Origin of the sequence: Phenylobacterium sp. NIBR 498073 (genome assembly GCF_027286305.1) — a bacterium.
Lineage (GTDB): Bacteria > Pseudomonadota > Alphaproteobacteria > Caulobacterales > Caulobacteraceae > Phenylobacterium.
The window spans coordinates 2786331-2805150 of record NZ_CP114599.1 but is presented as its reverse complement, the minus strand read 5'-3'; the positions used below and the strand labels follow the sequence as shown (position 1 = coordinate 2805150).

The 18820-nt window shown below is 70.2% G+C and carries 17 protein-coding genes; 5 read left to right on the top strand and 12 right to left on the bottom strand.

All coding sequences use genetic code 11. The annotated features are described in order from the left end of the window. The first annotated feature begins 68 nt into the window (after window positions 1-68). Window positions 69-689 carry a hypothetical protein gene (locus tag O4N75_RS13925; protein ID WP_269626109.1) on the top strand — a complete coding sequence of 207 codons (621 nt, stop codon included), beginning with the start codon at window positions 69-71 and terminating at the stop codon, window positions 687-689. Here the strand turns inward: O4N75_RS13925 and O4N75_RS13920 are convergent. Together O4N75_RS13920 and O4N75_RS13915 are read right to left on the bottom strand one after the other, a co-directional pair. Continuing rightward, window positions 686-1957 carry a M20/M25/M40 family metallo-hydrolase gene (locus O4N75_RS13920; RefSeq protein ID WP_269626108.1) on the bottom strand — a complete coding sequence of 424 codons (1272 nt, stop codon included), beginning with the start codon at window positions 1955-1957 and terminating at the stop codon, window positions 686-688. The genes O4N75_RS13925 and O4N75_RS13920 overlap by 4 nt on opposite strands. A gap of 154 nt (window positions 1958-2111) precedes the next feature. Continuing rightward, complete coding sequence (locus O4N75_RS13915) at window positions 2112-2648, bottom strand: sigma-70 family RNA polymerase sigma factor (RefSeq protein ID WP_267231899.1); 537 nt, start codon at window positions 2646-2648, stop codon at window positions 2112-2114. 211 nt (window positions 2649-2859) lie between these two features. On the opposite strand from O4N75_RS13915, the gene egtB reads away from it, so the two are divergent. Continuing rightward, window positions 2860-5085, top strand: coding sequence for an ergothioneine biosynthesis protein EgtB (gene egtB / locus O4N75_RS13910; RefSeq protein ID WP_269626107.1), 2226 nt, complete (start codon window positions 2860-2862; stop codon window positions 5083-5085). A 32-nt stretch (window positions 5086-5117) separates the two neighbouring features. Here egtB and O4N75_RS13905 read toward each other — a convergent pair whose 3' ends face one another. The 5 genes from O4N75_RS13905 to O4N75_RS13885 all read right to left on the bottom strand — a co-directional run bounded on the left by O4N75_RS13905 (window position 5118) and on the right by O4N75_RS13885 (window position 9980). Beyond that, window positions 5118-5336 carry a general stress protein gene (locus O4N75_RS13905; protein WP_056018305.1) on the bottom strand — a complete coding sequence of 73 codons (219 nt, stop codon included), beginning with the start codon at window positions 5334-5336 and terminating at the stop codon, window positions 5118-5120. 227 nt (window positions 5337-5563) lie between these two features. After that, the gene (locus O4N75_RS13900) at window positions 5564-6913 is read right to left on the bottom strand and encodes an ATP-binding protein (RefSeq protein WP_269626106.1); all 1350 of its coding nucleotides are present in this window, start codon (window positions 6911-6913) and stop codon (window positions 5564-5566) included. After that, window positions 6910-7656: a response regulator gene (locus tag O4N75_RS13895; RefSeq protein ID WP_267232864.1), complete on the bottom strand. Its 747-nt coding sequence runs from the start codon at window positions 7654-7656 to the stop codon at window positions 6910-6912. Before O4N75_RS13895 ends, O4N75_RS13900 begins: the two co-directional genes overlap by 4 nt. A 43-nt stretch (window positions 7657-7699) precedes the next feature. Then, entirely contained in the window at window positions 7700-8368 is a 669-nt protein-coding gene (locus O4N75_RS13890; RefSeq protein ID WP_267232863.1) for an MBL fold metallo-hydrolase, read from the bottom strand. Window positions 8369-8432: 64 nt separating this feature from the next. Beyond that, window positions 8433-9980 (bottom strand): amino acid permease, encoded by a 1548-nt coding sequence (locus O4N75_RS13885; protein WP_269626105.1) that lies wholly within the window; start codon window positions 9978-9980, stop codon window positions 8433-8435. 175 nt (window positions 9981-10155) lie between these two features. On the opposite strand from O4N75_RS13885, the gene hrpB reads away from it, so the two are divergent. Further along, window positions 10156-12591, top strand: coding sequence for an ATP-dependent helicase HrpB (hrpB, locus tag O4N75_RS13880; RefSeq protein ID WP_269626104.1), 2436 nt, complete (start codon window positions 10156-10158; stop codon window positions 12589-12591). A 19-nt stretch (window positions 12592-12610) separates the two neighbouring features. Here the strand turns inward: hrpB and O4N75_RS13875 are convergent, their stop codons facing one another. The 4 genes from O4N75_RS13875 to O4N75_RS13860 form a co-directional block, all read right to left on the bottom strand. Continuing rightward, complete coding sequence (locus O4N75_RS13875; protein ID WP_269626103.1) at window positions 12611-13636, bottom strand: protein kinase; 1026 nt, start codon at window positions 13634-13636, stop codon at window positions 12611-12613. Between the two features lie 84 nt (window positions 13637-13720). Then, window positions 13721-14506 carry an RNA methyltransferase gene (locus O4N75_RS13870; protein WP_269626102.1) on the bottom strand — a complete coding sequence of 262 codons (786 nt, stop codon included), beginning with the start codon at window positions 14504-14506 and terminating at the stop codon, window positions 13721-13723. After that, window positions 14503-15405: a class I SAM-dependent methyltransferase gene (locus O4N75_RS13865; protein WP_269626101.1), complete on the bottom strand. Its 903-nt coding sequence runs from the start codon at window positions 15403-15405 to the stop codon at window positions 14503-14505. Before O4N75_RS13865 ends, O4N75_RS13870 begins: the two co-directional genes overlap by 4 nt. Window positions 15406-15454: 49 nt before the next feature. Continuing rightward, on the bottom strand, window positions 15455-15676 hold the full coding sequence (locus tag O4N75_RS13860) for a hypothetical protein (protein WP_269626100.1): 222 nt from the start codon (window positions 15674-15676) through the stop codon (window positions 15455-15457). A gap of 198 nt (window positions 15677-15874) precedes the next feature. Between O4N75_RS13860 and O4N75_RS13855 the strand changes: the two genes are divergently transcribed. Beyond that, window positions 15875-16510, top strand: coding sequence for a TetR/AcrR family transcriptional regulator (locus O4N75_RS13855; protein WP_267232850.1), 636 nt, complete (start codon window positions 15875-15877; stop codon window positions 16508-16510). 115 nt (window positions 16511-16625) lie between these two features. Here the strand turns inward: O4N75_RS13855 and O4N75_RS13850 are convergent, their stop codons facing one another. Then, entirely contained in the window at window positions 16626-17261 is a 636-nt protein-coding gene (locus O4N75_RS13850; RefSeq protein ID WP_269626099.1) for a TetR/AcrR family transcriptional regulator, read from the bottom strand. A 111-nt stretch (window positions 17262-17372) separates the two neighbouring features. On the opposite strand from O4N75_RS13850, the gene O4N75_RS13845 reads away from it, so the two are divergent. Then, on the top strand, window positions 17373-18785 hold the full coding sequence (locus O4N75_RS13845; protein WP_269626098.1) for an efflux transporter outer membrane subunit: 1413 nt from the start codon (window positions 17373-17375) through the stop codon (window positions 18783-18785). Window positions 18786-18820 lie beyond the last annotated feature (35 nt).

Sequence of the window (18820 nt, the reverse complement as noted above, 5' to 3'; positions counted from 1 at the left end):
CGGGCGATGCGCCGGCGCGCGAAACGCCGCAGCGCCAACGCGCCGCCAGAGGCTAGGGTGGAGCAATGGTGACGAGACAGATGTGGCTGGCGGCCGCGGCGCTGCTGGCGGCGGGGCCGGCGGCGGCGGCGGACCGGGGCACGACCCAGGTCGACGAGGGCTTCCGCGGGGCGGTGACCGCGCCGCTGGAGGACCTGAACCTAAAGCAGGCGCAGATCCCCGACGTACTGGTCCGGGCGCACGCCGATCCGTACGAGGCCCGCGAACTGACCCGCTGCGAGGCGATCGCCGCCGAGATCGGCCGGCTGGACGCGGTGCTGGGCCCCGACCTGGACGAGGCGCCGGCCCCCGACGAGCGCACGCGGATGCAGAAGCTGGGCGCGCAGGCCAAGGCCGCCGCGGTGGCCGAGGTGCGCGGGGAGACCCAGGACCTGCTGCCGTTCCGCGGCTGGGTGCGCAAGCTGAGCGGCGCCGACCGCCACCGCAAGGCGGTGGAGGCCGCGATCAAGGCCGGCGGCGTGCGGCGCGGCTACCTGAAGGGCGTGGGCATGAACATGAACTGCGCGCCGCCAGCTGCGCCGAGTTGGTTCGTGCCCGAGAAGCCGGCCACGCCGACGTCGTGGCTGGCCGACCTCTGGAGCGGGCTGGTGAACTGGCTGCGCGGGCTGCTGTCGGTCTTCAGCCGCTAGTTCATGCCGGCCGCGACGAGGACGGCGGCGAGGCCGACGCTCATGCCGCGGACGCTGTTGGCCTTTTCGACGTCGATCCATTCGTCCAGCGAGTGGGCGCGGCCGCCTGAGCCGCCGCCGCCGATGGTGATGGCCGGAATGCCCAGGGCCATCGGCGCGTTGGCGTCGGTGGAGGAAGCCTCGTACTGGGGCTTGTAGCCGAGCGCCTCGATAGCCGCAGCGGTTCCGGCCACGAGGGCGGCATCCTTGGCGGTCTGGCCGGCCGGGCGGTCGCCGATCGGCTTGATCTCGACGCTGACCTGCCCGACGCGGGTGGAGCGGGCCTTGTTCTCGTGGTCGACGGCGGCCTGCATGATCTCCTTGAAGCGGCCGTCGAGCTTGGCCAGTTCGCCGGCGTCGGCCGAGCGCATGTCAAACTCGGTGAAGACCTTGTTGGGGATGGCGTTGACCGAGGTGCCGCCGCCGGTGACCGAGGCCGAGTAGGTCACCTTCGGTGAAGTCGGGACCTGGACTTCGTAGAAGTCGGCGATCGCCTTGCCCATGGCGGCCATCGGATTGACGATGCCGAACGAGCCGTAGCTGTGGCCGCCCGGACCGCTGAAGATCGCGCGATAGCGCTTGGAGCCGACGCCGACGTGGGTGATGCCGCTGGGGTCGAGGCCGTCGACCGAGAAGAACGCCTTGGTGCGGTCCTTGTACTTGCCCTGGTTGAAGAAGTAGCGGACGCCGCGCAGGTCGCCGGGGCCTTCCTCCCCGACCGTGCCCACGAACAGGATGTCGCTGGAAGTCTTGATCTTGGCCGCGTCGAGGGCGCGGATCCAGGCGAGCAGGACCGCGAGGTTGTGGGTGTCATCGGCGACGCCCGGGGCGAACAGCTTGGTCCCCTCGCGGCGGACCTTCACGTCGGTGCCTTCCGGGAAGACAGTGTCGAGGTGGGCGGAGACCACCACCAGCGGGCCGGGCCGGGTTCCCTTGCGCAGGCCCATGACGTTGCCCTCGGCGTCGATCTCGACGTCGGTCAGGCCGTGGGCCTCCAGCATCGCCTTGTAGGCCTTGCCGCGGGCCTCTTCCTTGAAGGGCGGGGCCGGGATTTCGGTCAGGGTGATGATGTCCTGAACGGTGCGCTCATGCTCACGGTCGAGCACCGCGGTCGCCGCCTTGAAGGCGGGGCTGGCGACGATCCTGGCCGCGTCGTCCTTTGGCGCGGCGAAGGCCGGCGCGGCGATCAGGACGGACAGCGCGAGCGCGGCGGGCAGGGAACGGGACATGGATACTCCAGGCGAAACGAGTCGCCGGGCATAGTAGCGGCCGGGCTTGGCTCCGCCAGCCGCTGGGCTCTTGAACAGTCCGCTCCGGTGTCATCCCGGTTTGCGACGCAAGACCGGGATCCATTCGCACCGAAAGGGGCTGGATGGGGCGGACTCAGGCCCGGCTGGCCTCGGCGTGGTCGAGGACCATGACGTCGGCGGCCTCCTCGGCGTCCATGATCTTCAGCAGCCGGGCGCGGGCGCGGTTGACCCGGCTCTTGATGGTGCCCAGCGCGCAGCCGCAGATCTCGGCGGCTTCCTCGTAGGAGAGGCCGGCGGCGCCGACCAGGATCAGCGCCTCGCGGTGTTCGTCGGGCAGCTGGGCGAGGCCCGCCTGAAGCGCGCGCATGGCGATGCTCCAGTCCTGGGTCGGCGGGGTGCGCATGTTGTTGGCGTACTCGCCGGTCTCGTCACGGACCTCGCGCCGGCGGCGGATCACCTGAGTGTAGTAGGTGTTGCGCAGGATCGTGAACAGCCAGGCGCGCAGATTGGTGCCCGGCTCGAACTTATCGCGATTGGACCAGGCCTTGATCAGGGTGTCCTGCACCAGGTCGTCGGCGTCGGAGCCGTTGTGGCTGAGGGACCAAGCGAAGGCGCGCAGAGCGGGGATCATCGCCACCACCTCGTTGCGCCACTCGGTGTCTCCGCCCATGCTGTCCTCGAAACGCCCGATCCCCTCGACGGGCCGTACGCTTTTCGTGGGACCTCAACGCGTCCTTGGGGCAACCGTTCCGGCTTGCGGGAACGCCCCGAGCCCCCAAATGCAAGGAACTGCGTTCGCATTACGACGTTTGGCGGGGCGAGCACGGCTTCGCCGGGCATCGGCGAAATCCGGCACAATCGGAACAGAGTGGAGCGGGACGATGGCGTCATTCGACAAGGCCAGGCTCGCGCCCGCGCCGGCCCGGGCCGCGCGGGCGCGCAGCGCCCCCGATCCCTACCGCAAGGTCCGCGACGCCAGCCTGGCGCTGACTGCGCACCTGTCGGCCGAGGACCAGGCCGCCCAGTCGATGCCGGACGCCAGCCCGGTGAAGTGGCACCTGGCGCACACGACCTGGTTCTTCGAGACCTTCCTGCTGGTCCCGCACCTGCCGGGCTACCGGGTGTTCGATCCGGCCTTCGGATATCTGTTCAACTCGTACTACGAGGCGCTGGGGCCGCGGCAGCCGCGCCCGCAGCGCGGCCTGCTGACCCGCCCGTCGCTCGCCCAGGTGCTGGCCTATCGGGCGCATGTCGACGAGGCGATGGGGCGGCTGCTGGCCGCGCCGTTCGATGGCATGGCCGAACTGGTCGAACTGGGGCTGGCGCACGAGGAGCAGCACCAGGAACTGATCCTGATGGACGTGCTGCACCTGTTCGCGCAGTCGCCGCTGAAGCCAGCCTATGTGCCGGCGCCGGCCCTGCCGGTCGGGCGCGATCCCGGGCCGGCGGGCGAGGTCGCCTTCGACGGCGGCGTGGTCGAGATCGGGCACGACGGCGAGGGCTTCGCCTTCGACAACGAGGGGCCGCGGCACAGGGTCTATCTGGAGCCGTACCGGCTGGCCGACCGGCTGGTGACCAACGGCGAGTGGCTGGCCTTCATGGCCGACGGCGGCTATCGGCGGCCTGAGCTCTGGCTGTCGGAGGGCTGGGCGCGGGTCCAGGCCGAGGGCTGGGAGGCGCCGCTCTACTGGGAGCAGGGCGAGCGCGGCTGGCTGGCCATGACCCTGCAGGGCCGCAGGGCGATCGCGCCGCACGCGCCGGTGACCCATGTCAGCTTCTACGAGGCCGACGCCTATGCGACCTGGGCCGGGGCGCGGCTGCCGACCGAGGCCGAATGGGAGCATGCCGCCCAAGGGCTGGCGGCGGTCGGCAACATGCGCGAGCAGTTGCAGTTCGGACCGGCGGCGGCGGGATCTGCGCCCGGCCTGCGCCAGATGTTCGGCGACGTCTGGGAATGGACCCGCAGCGCCTATGGCCCCTATCCCGGTTTCCATCCGGCGGGCGGGGCGGTCGGCGAGTACAACGGCAAGTTCATGATCGGCCAGATGGTGCTGCGCGGCGGCTGCTGCGCGACGCCGGCCGGGCACGTGCGGGCCAGCTACCGCAACTTCTTCTACCCGCAGCAGCGGTGGATGTTCTCCGGCGTGCGGCTGGCCTGGGACGGGCCCGCGCAGCCGGATGGCGCGGCGGCGGACAGCGAGTTCGCGCGCGACGTGGTCGCCGGGCTGTCGCGGCCGCAGAAGACGCTGGCGGCGAAGTACTTCTACGACGCGGCGGGCTCGGACCTGTTCGAGGCGATCACCGAGCTGCCGGAATACTACCCGACCCGCACCGAGCTGGCGCTGATGCGCCGGACGGCCGGCGAGATGGCCGCGGCGATTCCGGCCGGGGCCAGCCTGGTCGAGTTCGGCAGCGGGGCGAGCACCAAGACCCGGCTGCTGCTGGACGCCGCGCCGCAGCTGGCGGTCTATGCGCCGATCGACATCAGCGCCTCGGCGCTGGACGCGGCGGCCGCGGCGATCGGGCGGGACTATCCGAAGCTGGCGGTTGCGCCGCTGGCCGAGGACTTCACCAAGGCGCTGGCGTTGCCGCAGGCCGCGCGCCATCCGCGGATCGGCTACTTCCCAGGCTCGACCATCGGCAACTTCACCCCGGAAGAGGTCGTCGGCTTCCTGTCAGGGGCGCGGCGGCTGCTGGGCGAGGACGCCCGGTTCCTGGTCGGCATCGACCTGGCCAAGGACGAGGCGACGCTGACAGCGGCCTATGACGACGCCCAAGGCGTGACGGCGGCCTTCAACCTGAACCTGCTGGCGCGGATCAATCGCGAGCTTGGCGGGGACTTCGACCTGGCGGCGTTCCGGCACCAGGCAGTGTGGAACGCCGAGCAGAGCCGGATCGAGATGCATCTGGTCAGCGAGCGCGACCAGGTCGTCAGCGTGGCAGGGCGCAGGTTCCGCTTCGCCGCCGGCGAGACCATCCACACGGAGAACTCCTACAAGTTCACGCTGGAGGGGTTTGCTGAGCTGGCCGCGGAGGCCGGCTGGAAGCTGGAGCGGAACTGGGAAAGTCCCGCCCCGAGCTTCGCAGTGGTGCTGCTGAGGGCCTGACCGACCTTGGAGTCGGCAGGCGCCTCGGCGTCTTAGCTCTCGAGACGATCGCCCCGGCTGCGGCCGCCGCCACGCGAGGACTCACCGCCCTTGCGCCCAGCGGAGGCGGCCAGGTCGCGGTCCTTGGCGAAGCTGCGTTTCTCGCCCGGCACGCTGGCGCCGCCCTTGCGCGCGATCTCGCGGCGGCGTTCCGGATTCATTGCTGCAAATCCGCGGCGGGATTTCGGCTTGGCGGTGGGTTCAAGATCCATGAGCGGCTCCTCTATGCATCGACCGTCGGGGGGAGGGCGGCCGACGCCTCGCTGTCCTTACGGTCAAGCAAACTCGCCAAGGGCGAAGGAGGTTGCGCGCAAAATGCGATTGAGCCCTGCGACGTTTCGTACCGCAAAGCTTTGTCCGGACACGGTGTTCGTGGTCCGGCAGGGGATAGCGGTGCGGGCGCGCGCCGTTGGGGCGGCGTTAAATTTTTCCGGAGCGGTCAGATCGGCAGCTGGACCCTGGCGGTGAGGCCGCCGTCCGGGCGATTTTCCAGCACCACGTCGCCGCCATGCCCGCGGGCCACCGAGCGGACCACGGCCAGGCCGAGGCCGATGCCGCCGGTCTGGCGGCTGCGCGAGGGCTCGCGCCGATAGAAGGGCTCGAACACCCGCTCGCTCTCCTCGGGCGGGATGCCGGGGCCGTCGTCCTCGATCTCGACGATGGCGCTGGCCCCGTCGCGATAGACGCGGGCGCGGGCGCGGCCGCCGAACTTGACCGCATTTTCCAGCAGGTTGGCGAACAGTCGCCGCAGGGCCAGCGGGTCGCCCTCGAGCACCACCTTCTCGCCGAGCTCGACCTGGGTGTCGGCGCCGGTGTCGGCCATCTCGTCGCAGACGCTTTCGAGCAGCGAAGACAGTTCCAGCAGCGTCCGCTCGCCCGGCCGGCTGGTGTCGCGCACGAAGGTCAGGGCGGCGGAGATCATCTCCTCCATCTGGTCGATGTCGGCGGCCATCTTCACGCGCACGTCCTCGGGCACGTTTTCGATGCGGAAGCGCAGGCGGGTGAGGGGCGTGCGCAGGTCGTGGGCGATGGCCCCGACCATGGCGGTGCGGTCTTCGACGTAGCGGCGCAGGCGCTCCTGCATGTCGTTGAACGCCTTCACCGCGACGCTGATCTCGGCCGAGCCCTTGAGCGACAGCGGCGGGGCGCGCGGATCGCGGCCGAGCCGCTCGGCCGCGTCGGTGAACAGCCGGATGGGCGCGGAGAGCCGGCGCGCGAACACGAAGGCCACCGGGGTCATGGCCAGCGCCGAGAGCAGGAACAGCAGCACGATCCGCTGCTGCCAGGCGTCCAGGCCGATGCCGCGCTCGGGCGAGAGCACCTTCCAGCGGCCGTCGGGCTGCTGCACGGCGACCTTGAACGGAGCGATCAGGAAGTGCTCCTCGACCTCGCCGCCCTCGCGGGCGATGCGGTCGCGGATGACGCGGAACACGCGGCGGTCGGAGAACGGGAAGCGCGAAGTCGAGGCCACCATCACCCGCTCGACCGGGACGCCGAGGCCGGCGGCGATCTGGGCGCGGATCTTCGGCGTCATCCGCCCGTCCATGACCAGGGGCGGCGGGGTCTTGGCGATAGTGACGGCCAGCGGGTGCCGCTCGGTAAAGGTCGGGGGCGCCCCGCGCAGGGTCTGAACGATCTCGCTGATCCGATAGAAGTCGGGGGCGGGCGGGGGCAGGTTGAACAGCAGGAACAGGCTGATCGCCTGGGCGGCGACCAGGCTGAGCCCGATCAGGGCGAGCAGTTGACCGAACAGGGATGCGGTCGGCCGCCCGGCCCAAGGGGCGGTCACAGGCGCTTCACCTTGGCGGTGAACATGTAGCCTTCGTTGCGGATCGTGCGGATCAGGTCCTGGCCGCCGCCGCCGTCGTCCAGCTTGCGGCGCAGACGGCTGATCTGGACGTCGATGGCGCGGTCGAAGGCGTCGGAATCGGGCCCGCGGGCGAACTCCAGCAGCTGGTCGCGGGTCAGCACCCGCTGCGGCCGCTCGACGAAGGTGCGCAGCAGCGAGAACTCGCCGGACGACAGGTTGACGACGACGCCCTGCGGCGAGCGCAGTTCGCGGCGGACGAGGTCGAAGCGCCAGCCGGCGAACTCGCAGCCGGCGCTGGCGCTGGCGGCCTGGCCGCGCTGTTCGGCGCGGCGCAGCACGGCGCGGACGCGGGCCAGCAGTTCGCGCGGGTTGCAGGGCTTGGAGAGGTAGTCGTCGGCGCCGAGCTCCAGTCCGACGATGCGGTCGGTGTCCTCGCCCATGGCCGAGAGCATGATGATCGGCGGGCCTTCGCCGACCGCGAGGCGGCGGCAGATGGCCAGGCCGTCCTCGCCCGGCAGCATCACGTCGAGCACGATCAGGTCGACCGAGCCGCGATCCAGCGCCTGCTCCATTTCGCGCGCGTCGCCGGCGGTTTCGACCTGGTAGCCGTGCTTGCCCAGGAAGTCGGACACGACGTCGCGGATGCCCGGATCGTCGTCGACCATCAGAATGCGGGCGCCGGCGGGCCCGGACTGTTCGGTACGTGTCTCCATCCGGGCCATCTTCACGCGCCCGCGTAACGCGCAGATTTCATGACTGAAAGCATTAGGCGCCGGCCAGCACCTCGTCGGCGACGAAGGGGTTGGTGCGGCGTTCCTGGCCGAAGGTCGACATCGGGCCGTGGCCGGGCACGAAGGCGACGTCGTCGCCCAGCGGCCAGAGCTTGCCGGTGATCGAGTCGATCAGTTGCTGATGGTTGCCGCGCGGGAAGTCGGTGCGGCCGACCGAGCCCTGGAACAGCACGTCGCCGACCTGAGCGAAGCGGGCCTGGCGGTGGAAGAACACCACATGGCCGGGGGTGTGCCCCGGGCAGTGGAAGACCTCGAACTGCGTCTCCCCCAGCGACACCGTGTCGCCGTCCGCCAGCCAGCGGTCGGGGGTGAAGGAGCGGGCGTCCGGCATGCCCCACTTGGCGCCCGAGGCGGTGATCTCGTCGATCCAGAAGGCGTCGTCGGGGTGCGGACCCTCGACCACGGCGCCGGTGGCGGCCTGCAGGGCGGCGGTTCCGCCGGCATGGTCCAGGTGGCCGTGGGTGATCCAGATCTTCTCGAGCGTCAGGCCATTGGCCTTCAGGGCTTCGAGCAGGCGCGGAACCTCGCCGCCCGGATCGATGATGGCGGCCTTCAGCGTCTTAGCGCACCAGACGATGGTGCAGTTCTGCTGCAGCGGGGTGACCGGCGCGATCAGGGCGCGGATGGCGGGTTCGGCGTTCATGGCCCTAACATCGGGCCTGTCGCGCCATAAGAAAAGGCCCGGGACGAACCCGGGCCTCTCCAACTTAGTGCTGGCGATCGCCAGGCGCCGGCGCGCCGGGCATCGGCGCGACGGGACCAGGAGGCGCGTCGGGCGACAATTCGGGGACTTCGACGATGCCCCGGCCGACGTGGCTCTTGCGGTAGCCGTAGAGGTAGTAGACCACCAGGCCGACCAGCGCCCAGCCGAGGAACAGCAGCTTGGTTTCGGTCGACAGGCTGAAGAACAGATAGACGCAGCCGACCGCAGCCAGCGGCGCGACGATCATGATCGCTGGCGCGCGGAACGGGCGCTTGCGGTGCGGGTCGGTCCGGCGCAGCACGAGCACCGCGATGGCCACCATCGCGAAGGCGAACAGTGTGCCGGAGTTCGAGATGTCGGCCAGCACGCCGACCGGGAAGAAGGCGGCGAACAGCGACACGAACACGCCGGTGATCACGGTGATCACGTGCGGGGTGTGGTACTTCGGGTGGACCTTGGACAGCACCGCCGGAAGCAGGCCGTCGCGGCTCATCACGAAGAAGATCCGGGTCTGGCCGAACATCATCATCAGGATGACCGAGGGCAGGGCCAGGCCGGCGGCGAGGCCGATCAGGTTGCCGACCTGCGGCCAGCCGATGGAGCGCAGGGTCCAGGCCAGGGCTTCCTTCGAGCAGACCACCGCAGCGTCGCCGGCGGCCTTACAGGCGGCGGTGAGCTCGGGGCTGCCGGGACGCAGGCCCGCGCCGTTGGCGTCGGTCAGCGGCTGGGCGCCGACGGTGCCGATCACGCCCGAGGCGACCAGGATGTAGAAGATGGTGCAGATGCCGAGCGAGCCGATCAGGCCGATCGGCATGTTGCGCTGCGGGTTCTTGGTCTCTTCGGCGGCGGTCGAAACCGCGTCGAAGCCGACATAGGCGAAGAAAATCGAGGCCGCGGCCGCCGAGATCCCGGCCATGCCGAGCGGGGCGAAGGGATGGAAGTTCTCCATGTTCATCACCGGCACGGCCAGGAAGACGAACAGGGTCAGGGCCGAGACCTTCACCGCCACCAGGATGGCGTTGACGGTGGCCGATTCCTTGGTGCCGATGACCAGCAGGCCGGTGACCGCCAGGGCGATCAGGGCGGCCGGCAGGTTGACGATGCCGCCGTCCATCGGCCCGAGCACCAGCGCGTTCGGGATATCGATGTGCAGGGCGTGCTCGATCAGGCCGACCACGTAGCCGGACCAGCCGACCGAGACCGCGCCCGCGGCGACGGCGTATTCGAGGATCAGCGCCCAGCCGACCATCCAGGCCAGCAGTTCGCCCATCACGGCGTAGCTGTAGGTGTAGGCGGACCCGGAAACCGGGACCATCGACGACATTTCGGCGTAGCAGAGCGCGGCGACCGCGCAGACGAAGCCAGCGATGATGAAGCTGGCGATCATGCCGGGCCCAGCCTTCTGCGCCGCCTCGGCGGTCAGAACGAAGATCCCCGTGCCGATGATGGCCCCGATGCCAAGCATGGTAAGCTGAAACGCGCCCAGCGACCGGTGCAGAGACTTTTTCTCTGCGGTCGCGAGAATCGCGTCGAGCGATTTAACTCGCCACATATTTCCTCCAGGAAAACCCGTGCGGCCCCCGCCGCGCGGTCTGATTGGCCGTTACGTGGCCTCTTCGTAACCTTGCGGTCAAGCGCCAAGCCGTCGCTGGCGTTTGCGCGAAAGCGGGCGCCCGAAGGATGAGCGTCCGTCTTGGCCTGGAGGGCAGGCGCGGCTAGACCACCGCATGCTTCCGGTAGAGGAAATTTTGCCCGCCCTGCTGGCGGCTCTGGACGAGCGGACGTCGGCGGTGCTGGTGGCGCCGCCCGGCGCGGGCAAGACGACGCTGGTCCCCCTGCGGCTGCTGGACGCCGCGTGGCTGGAGCGCGGTAAGATCGTGATGCTGGAGCCGCGGCGACTGGCGGCGCGCGCTGCGGCCGAGCGCATGGCCAAGACCTTGGGTGAAAAGGTCGGCGAAACAGTCGGTTACCGCGTTCGGATGCAGTCGAAGGTGTCGGCTCGCACGCGCATCGAGGTGGTCACCGAGGGCGTGTTCAGCCGCATGATCCTCGCCGATCCGAGCCTGGAGGGCGTCAGCGCGGTGATCTTCGACGAATTTCACGAGCGCAGCCTGGACGCCGATCTCGGCCTGGCCCTGGCGCGGGACGCGCAAGGGGTGCTGCGCGAGGACCTGCGCATCCTGGTGATGTCGGCGACGCTGGACGGGGCGGCGGTCGGGCGGCTGCTCGATCAGGCGCCGGTGATCGAGAGCCAGGGGCGCAGCTTTCCTGTGGATACTCGCTACCTTGGCCGGGACGAGCGGCTGCGGCTCGAGGACCGGGTGGTCCGCGCCGTGGAGCGGGCGCTGGCCGAGGAAAGCGGCAGCATCCTGGTGTTCCTGCCCGGGCAGGGCGAGATCCTGCGGACCGCCGAACGGCTGGCCGAGCGCGTGCGGCGGCCCGACGTGCGGATCGCGCCGTTGTACGGCGCGCTGGATCCGGCCCAGCAGGACGCGGCGATCAGCCCGGCCCCGGCGGGCGTGCGCAAGGTGGTGCTGGCGACCTCGATCGCCGAGACCAGCCTGACCATCGAGGGCGTGCGGGTCGTGATCGACGCAGGCCTGGCCCGTGTGCCGCGCTTCGATCCGGCCAGCGGGCTTACCCGGTTGGCGACCGTGCGGGTCAGCCGCGCGGCGGCCGACCAGAGGCGCGGCCGGGCCGGGCGCACCGAGCCGGGCGTCGCCTACCGGCTGTGGGACGAGGCCGAGACCCGGGCGCTGCCGGCCTTCGCCGATCCGGAGATTCTCGACGCCGACCTGTCGGGGCTGGCGCTGGACCTGGCGCGCTGGGGCGCGCGCGATCCAGCCGAGCTGGCGTTCCTTGATCCGCCCCCGGCCGCGGCCTTCAACGAGGCGCGGATGCTGCTGCGGCGGCTGGAGGCGCTGGGCGAGGACGGGGTTCTGACCGCGCACGGCGAGGCGCTGAGCGAGTTTCCGCTGGCCCCGCGGCTGGCGCACATGGTGCTGAAGGCCGGCGAGAGCGGGCAGGCCGAGCGGGCCGCGCAGATCGCCGCCCTAGTCACCGAGCGGGGCCTGGGCGGGCGCGACGCCGACCTGCGCCATCGGCTGGAGGGCCTCGCGCGGGACCGCTCGCCGCGGGCGCGCGACGCCAGGGCCCTGGCCGAGCGTTGGGCCCGGCTGGCGGGAAAGCCGGGCAGGCGCGAGCCGCTGGACGACGGGCTGCTGCTGGCGTTCGCCTATCCGGAGCGGGTGGCCAAGGCGCGGGGCGGCAGCGGCGAGTTCCAGCTGGTCAGCGGCCGCGGCGCGTTCGTGGAGCCGACCGACGCTCTGGCGCGCGCGAAGTGGCTGGCCATCGCCGAGATGGGCGGCGGCGAGCGGCGCGACCGCATCCTGCTGGCCGCGCCGGTCGACGAGGGCGAGCTGATCGCCGCGTTCAGGGACCAGATGGAGACCGAGTATCGGCTCGATGAGAGCGGCGGCGGGCGGCTGCGGGCCAAGCGGCTGACGCGGCTGGGCAAGCTGACCGTGCGCGAAGAGATCGACGAGAACCCCGATCCGGCGCTGATCGCCGCGGCGCTGGCGGGCCGCGTGCGGGCCGAGGGCCTGGGCAAGCTGCCCTGGGGCGAGGCGGCGCGCTCGTTCCGCGAACGGGCCGGGTTCCTGCGCGCCCAGGGCCAGGATTGGCCCGACCTCAGCGACGGCGCGCTGCTGGAGCGGCTCGACGACTGGCTAACGCCGCTGCTGGCGGGGGTGCGCTCGCTGGGGGCGCTGAAGCCGGACGTGCTGGACCGGGCGGTGCGGGCGCTGGTTCCGTGGGAGCAGCAGCGCAGGCTGGAAGCCTCGGCGCCCGCGCGCTGGACGGCGCCGACCGGCAACAGCTTCTCCATCGACTACGCCGCCGAGGGCGGGCCGCGGGTCGACGTGCGGGTGCAGGAGGTGTTCGGCCTGGCCGAGCATCCGAGCGTCGGCGGCGCGCCGCTGACCCTGTCGCTGCTGTCGCCGGCGCATCGGCCGATCCAGACGACCAAGGACCTGCCGGGTTTCTGGCGCGGCTCGTGGAAGGACGTCCGCTCGGACATGCGCGGGCGCTATCCCAAGCACGTCTGGCCCGAGGACCCGGCCACCGCCGCGCCGACCGCGCGCGCCAAGCCGCGGGGGACGTAGGCCGCCGTCCGTCTCGGTGTCAGCCGGTCTTGGTTGAGTTGATGAACGCTGCTTCAAGCGCGTCGCCGGGATAGGGCGTGCGCCGGCTGGTCTGCGACAGGGCTTCGAAGAAGTCGCCGAAAATCTTGGCGGCTGGCGCGGCCCTATCGGCGAGCTCGGCTAGCGCCGGGGTCAGGCCGACCGCGCGAGGAACCAGCCACTCGCCGACAACCCAGTCCAGGTAAGCGCGGTCATAGTAACGATGAGCCTCAAGAAACGCGCGTTCGGACGCGGACAGTTCGAAGTCGGAGCACAGAACCAAGCCGAAATCGGTGACGTACACCTGATCGCCATCGGTCAGCACGTTGCGGGCGTACAGATCGAAGTGCAGCATGCCGCGGTCGTTCATGAAGCTGGTGGCGGCGCGTAACTGATCGTGGAAGCTGAGAAACGTCGGCTCCAGGCCGGCGTCAAAACGTTGGCCGGACAACCTGTCCTCAAGCCACGTGTGCAGCATTTCCGGGACATATTCCAAGAAGAGCACGATCGAGGTCGTGGCCGCTGAAATGGCGTCCATGCGTTGGCGGACGGCGTCCGAACCGTTCCAGTGGTCGGGCGCCTGATCTAGCCACGCCTGCTTCGCAGCCGGGAGCGGTGCACGCTCCGCCCTCAGCGTCACTCGCCAGTGATAGACTAGAGGGAAGTATGGGCACTCACCGGAGAGCACCCATCCGCTTGCCCTGACATAGGCTTGCAATTCACGCCAGGCCCCGAACCCTGCCGACCCGACGCCATAATGATAGTAGGTGGGAAGGTCGAACAGATTCGCCGTCGAGTTCAAATTGCCGGGCGCGCGCTCCAGGTCGCTGAGCGTGATCTTCTTGACGAACATCGTCGCGCCCTCGAAGGCGACGATCCCCGATTGGTTGCCGAGGACGTGGTCGTGCCAGCCGGTCGTTCCTGCGAGCAGAGCCGTCAGGTCATCGTCACTCAAGGAGGCCAGGCGCGCGGCGAGCGCGTCGTGGACGCGTCGGCGGCTTTCCAGGCGGTCCTTGGCATGCGTCATCGCTCAAGTGTCCCCAAAAAGGCCTGGTTGCGATGTGAATTATGGATTGAAGCCGCGGCGAACAAGCGCCTGGGCGGTGCGGAGCTAGGTCGCGGCGTAGATCATGATGCCGGTGGCGACTGACAGGTTGAGGCTGTCGGCGCGGCCGCGCATCGGGATCTTGACGTTGACGTCGCAGAGCGCGGCCATCTCCGGCGTCAGGCCCTGCTGTTCGTTGCCCATCAGGATCATCGCGGGCTGGGCGTAGGACGCCTGGCGGTGGTCGACGGTGGCGCTGAGCAGGGTGCCGACCACCGAGCCGGGCCAGCTCGCGCGCCAGCTCGCGAACTCGGCCTCGCTCGCCTTGACGATCGGGACGGCGAAGATCGAGCCCATGGTGGCGCGCACCGCTTCGACCGAGAACGGGTCGCAGCAGTCGCCGACCAGGATCACCGCGCCGCAACCGGCGGCGTCGGCGGTTCGCACGATAGTCCCGAGGTTGCCCGGATCGCGGACCCGGTGCAGGGCGACGAAGCAGGTGGCGGCCGACGGATCGAGGGCGGTCAGCGGCGTGAAGACCTGGGCGAAGACGGCGACCACGGCCTGCGGGTTGTCGCGGCGCGAGACCTTGGCGAGGATGTCCTGGGTGACCTCGATCACCTCGCCGCGGGCGGCCAGCGTCGCCTGGATGGCGCGCTTGAGCAGGGGATGGCCCTCGGCGTCCTTGCCGTACATCAGGATGCGCGGGGCGTGGCCGAGCTCGACGGCCTCGGTGACGATCTTCAGGCCCTCGGCCACGAACAGGCCCGACTGCTCGCGCTCCTTGCGCAGGTGCAGGCCGCGGACCGACTTCACCGTCGGGTTGGTCAGGGAGGTGACGAGGCGGCTCATGCCGACCACCGGCCGTAGAAGGACATGCCGATCTGGCGGTCGCCGGCGTCCTCGACCAGGGTCAGCTCGCCCCAGTCGATGGCCCCGGCGCGGCCGCAAAGCTTGGCGGCGCACAGCGACGACAGGGCCGCGCCCGAGATCCGCTCGGCATAGGCGTTGAGCAGCAGGAAAGACGCGTTTTCTCCAAGAAGTTCGGCGCATAGGGCCGAAAGCTCGGGCAAGTTTTCAAAGAGACGCCAGACCTCGCCGTCCGGCCCGCGGCCGTATTTCGGCGGGTCGAGGATGATGCCGTCATAGCGCGAGCCCCGGCGCACCTCGCGCTGGACGTAGCGGCGGGCGTCCTCGCAGATCCAGCGGATCGGGCGGTCGTCCAGGCCCGAGAGGGCGGCGTTCTCGCGCGCCCAGGCGATGGCCTTCTTGGAGGCGTCGACGTGGGTGACGTGGGCGCCGGCCGCAGCGCAGACCAGGCTGGCGACGCCGGTGTAGCCGAACAGGTTGAGGATCCGCGGCTGGCCGGGCAGGGCGCGCACGCGTTGGTCCAGCCAGGCCCAGTTGGCGGCCTGCTCCGGGAAGAAGGCCAGGTGGCGGAAGGCGGTGAAGCGGGCATGGAAGCGCACGTCGCCCCAGGCCATCGGCCAGCTCTCCTTGGGCTTGCCGCGGAAGCGCCACTTGCCGGCGTCCTCTTCGTCCGACGGATCGAAGACGGCGTCGGCCTTGTCCCAGGCGTCCTGCGGCAGGCGCGGATCCCACATCGCCTGGGGTTCGGGGCGCACGACGGTATAGGGGCCGTAGCGTTCGAGCTTGCGGCCGCCGCCCGAGTCCAGCAGGGCGTAGTCGGCCCAGCCGGTGGTGCGCATGGCGCCGGGCAGTTCGGCGACGACGGGGGCGGTCTTGGTCATGGCCGCCCACTAGCCGGGTTCCCGGCGGCAGGTCCAGTCCTGCGAAGGCTCAGCGGCCCTGCAGGGCCGCCTCGGTGCCCTCGATCTCTTCCCGGATCCAGTCGTGGCCGGTGGCCGACAGCACCCCGTCGAGGGCGCTCATGTGGACCGACAGGCGCTCGCGGATCTCCGGATCGACGTCCGTGCGGGTCGCCATCCACTTGGCGACGAGGTGAAGTCCGAAGGCGCTGTGCAGCGCCAGGCGTTGCAGTTGGTCGTCGGGCAATCTCATGGCCGCTCCCTCATCCATTCGCCGGACTGAAACGCCTGAGCGGTCGAAACGCTGCTGTTCGGGCGCGATCGCTTGCGAAAAAGCTTACGCAGGGGCGCCCTTAGTCTCGGATTCAGCAGGCCTTTTCTTTTCGTCGAGGCTTGCAACCTGGGTGGTTTTGGTTTCCGCTTGTTACAGGACGGACTCGGAAGGATAGCTGTGACCATCGCAGTGACGACGCGGCGCTCAGCCCGGAAACCCAAGGGCGACGGCCACCTCCGCAGGCAGGAAATCCTGGAGGCCGCCGAGCGCATCTTCGTGGCCGAGGGCTATGAGGGCGCGACGATCCGCAAGATCGCCGACGAGGTGGGGGTGTCGTCGACGGCGCTCTATATGCACTTCCCGGACAAGAGCTGCATCCTGCTGGAGATCTGCCAGGGCACGATCCGCAACCTGCTGGAGCGCAACGCCGAGATCTCGGCCAAGCCGATGGACGCGGTGAACCGCGTCAAGCTGATGCTGGACGCCTATATGCGCTGGGGCCTGGAACACCCGAACGCCTACGAACTGGTGTTCTGCAACGTCGCGCGGCTGGCCGCGGTGATCGGCGAAGAAGAGACGACCGCCGACCTGGGCGACCAGTGCTATCAGGTGTTCTCAGGCGTGGTCCGGGAGATCGCCGCCGAAGGGCGGCTGCGCACCGGCACCGCCGACAGCGCCGCCCAGGCGCTGTGGACCGCCTGCCACGGCGTGGTCAGCATGATGATCGCCCGGCCGAATTTCGCGTGGGCCCCCACCGACGAGCTGATCAGCGTGACGCTGGACGGCCTGATGCACGGCCTGGTCGCCGACTAAGATCGGCGTCGACACCGAGAACTGAAAAGCGGCGTTTCGGCCAGGGCTGGAGCGCCGCTTTTTCGTTTGCGATTCAGCTTGGCTCCCGCCTTGGCCGGGATGAGGGGGCTCAGGCCTAGTCCGGCCTGTAGGCGCGCAGGAAGGTGTCGACGGCGTTGTTGACCTGGTTTTCGATCTCGGCGTCGGTCATGTCGCCGGTGATGACGCCCCAGGTCCGCGGCTGCAGCACGCCCGAGATGGTCAGGTCCTTGAACTGCTGGGCGGCGACGAAGGGGTCGGCGCGGCGCAGGACGCCCTGATCCATGAGGTCGGACAGGTAGCCGGCGATCTTGGTCAGGATCACCTTGGGGCCCATGTCGAAGAACATGCGCCCGAGCTCGGGGAAGCGGCCGGTCTCGCCGACCACGACGCGGTGGATGCCGAGCGACTCGGGGGTCAGCAGCAGGGTCAGGAACTTGCCGGCGAAGTGCTGCAGGCGTTCACGCATGTCGTCGCCGTCGTGGTCGACGTCGAACAGGGTCTCGGCCAGGGCGCCGCACTGGCGCTGCATCACCGCCTCGAACAGCTCTTCCTTGGACTTGAAGTAGTTGTAGAGCGTGCCCTTCGACCCGCCGAGCCGGGCGGCGATGGTCGACATGGAGGTCGCGGCGTAGCCGTCGGCCAGGAAGCAGTCGCGCGCGACGTCCAGAATGCCGTCGCGGCGTTCGTCGCGACGCTCCTCACGTCTGCTCTGAGGCGTGGCTGTCACCATCTGACCATCCTGTACGGTTTGTCCTTGACGAAATCCAGTGTCCGGAACATATGACCGTACCGTACGGTTTTCCAGACCGTACTTCTCCCTAGTCGATTCTCGAGACGCGGCATGGCACGCCTGATTCTCCCCCCCGTGACGGCGGCCCTCCTGTTGGCGGGCTGCGCGGCCGTACCAAACCTGGGTCCAGCCCCCCAGGTCAGGCCTGCGCAGGCCTATGCCGCAACCTCGAGTTTCGACGCCCCGGCCGCTCAGTGGCCGGCCGACCAGTGGTGGAAGGGCTATGGCGACGCCCAGCTCGACACTCTGGTCGACGAGGCGCTGGCCGGGTCGCCGAGCCTGGTCCAGGCGCAGGCGCGGGTGAGGGCGGCTCAGGCGCGGGCACAGCAGAGCCGCGCGGCGCTGTTGCCCAGCGCGGCGCTCAACGCGCAGGCTGCGCAGACCAAGCAGAGCTACAACAACGGCATTCCGCCGGCCTTCGTGCCGGAGGGCTACAACGACACCGGCCGCGCGACGCTGGACCTCTCCTTCGACCTCGATCTCTGGGGCAAGAACCGCGCGGCGCTGGCCGCAGCGACCTCGGAGGCCACCGCCGCGGAGATGGACGCGGCCCAGGCGCGGCTGATGCTGACCACCTCGGTGGTCGGCGCCTATGCCGAGCTGTCGCGGGCGTTCGCCGCCGAAGAAGCATCCGCCCAGGCGCAGGCCAACCGCGAGGCCACCCGCAAGCTGGTCGCCCAGCAGGTCGCCAACGGCGCGGCCAACCAGGGCGAGCTGAAGCAGGCCGAGGCCGCCCTGGCCAGCGCCGACCAGGACCTGGCGGCCAACCGCGAGCAGGTGGGCCTGGCCCGCGACGCGATCGCCGCCCTGCTGGGCGCCGGGCCCGACCGCGGCCTGGCGATCGCCCGGCCCGCCGCGCCGGCGGTGCGCGAATTCGGGCTCCCTACGAACCTGGCGGCCGATCTGCTGGGCCGGCGTCCGGACATCGTCGCCGCGCGGCTGCGGGCCGAGGCGGCCGGCAAGCGCATCGATGTGGCGCGCAAGTCCTTCTATCCGAACGTGAACCTGGCCGGCTTCATCGGCGCCCAGTCGCTGGGCCTGGACCTGCTGACCGAGAGCGGCTCGGAGATCGGCCAGGCCGGGCTGGCGCTCAGCCTGCCGATCTTCCAGGGCGGGCGGCTGTCGGGCGCCTATCGCGGCGCGCGGGCCGAGTACGACGCCGCCGTCGCCGACTATGACGCGACCCTGACCCAGGCGCTGAAGGAAGTGGCGGACGCCGCCGTGAGCGAGCGGGCGCTGGCCGTCCGGCTGGGCGCGGCGCGGCAGGCGCTGGCCAAGGGCGAGGAAGCCTATCGCATCGCTCGGCTCCGCTACGAAGGCGGGCTGGACTCCTACACCTCGGTGCTGACCGCCGAGAACGCCGTGATCCTGCAGCGGCGCGCCGCCGCCGACCTGGAATCGCGCGCGCTGACCCTTGACGCAGCCCTGGTCCGCGCCCTGGGCGGCGGCTTCCGGGCCGCCTGACCCCAACCATTTTCCGTCCTCCCCCGGAAAGGCCT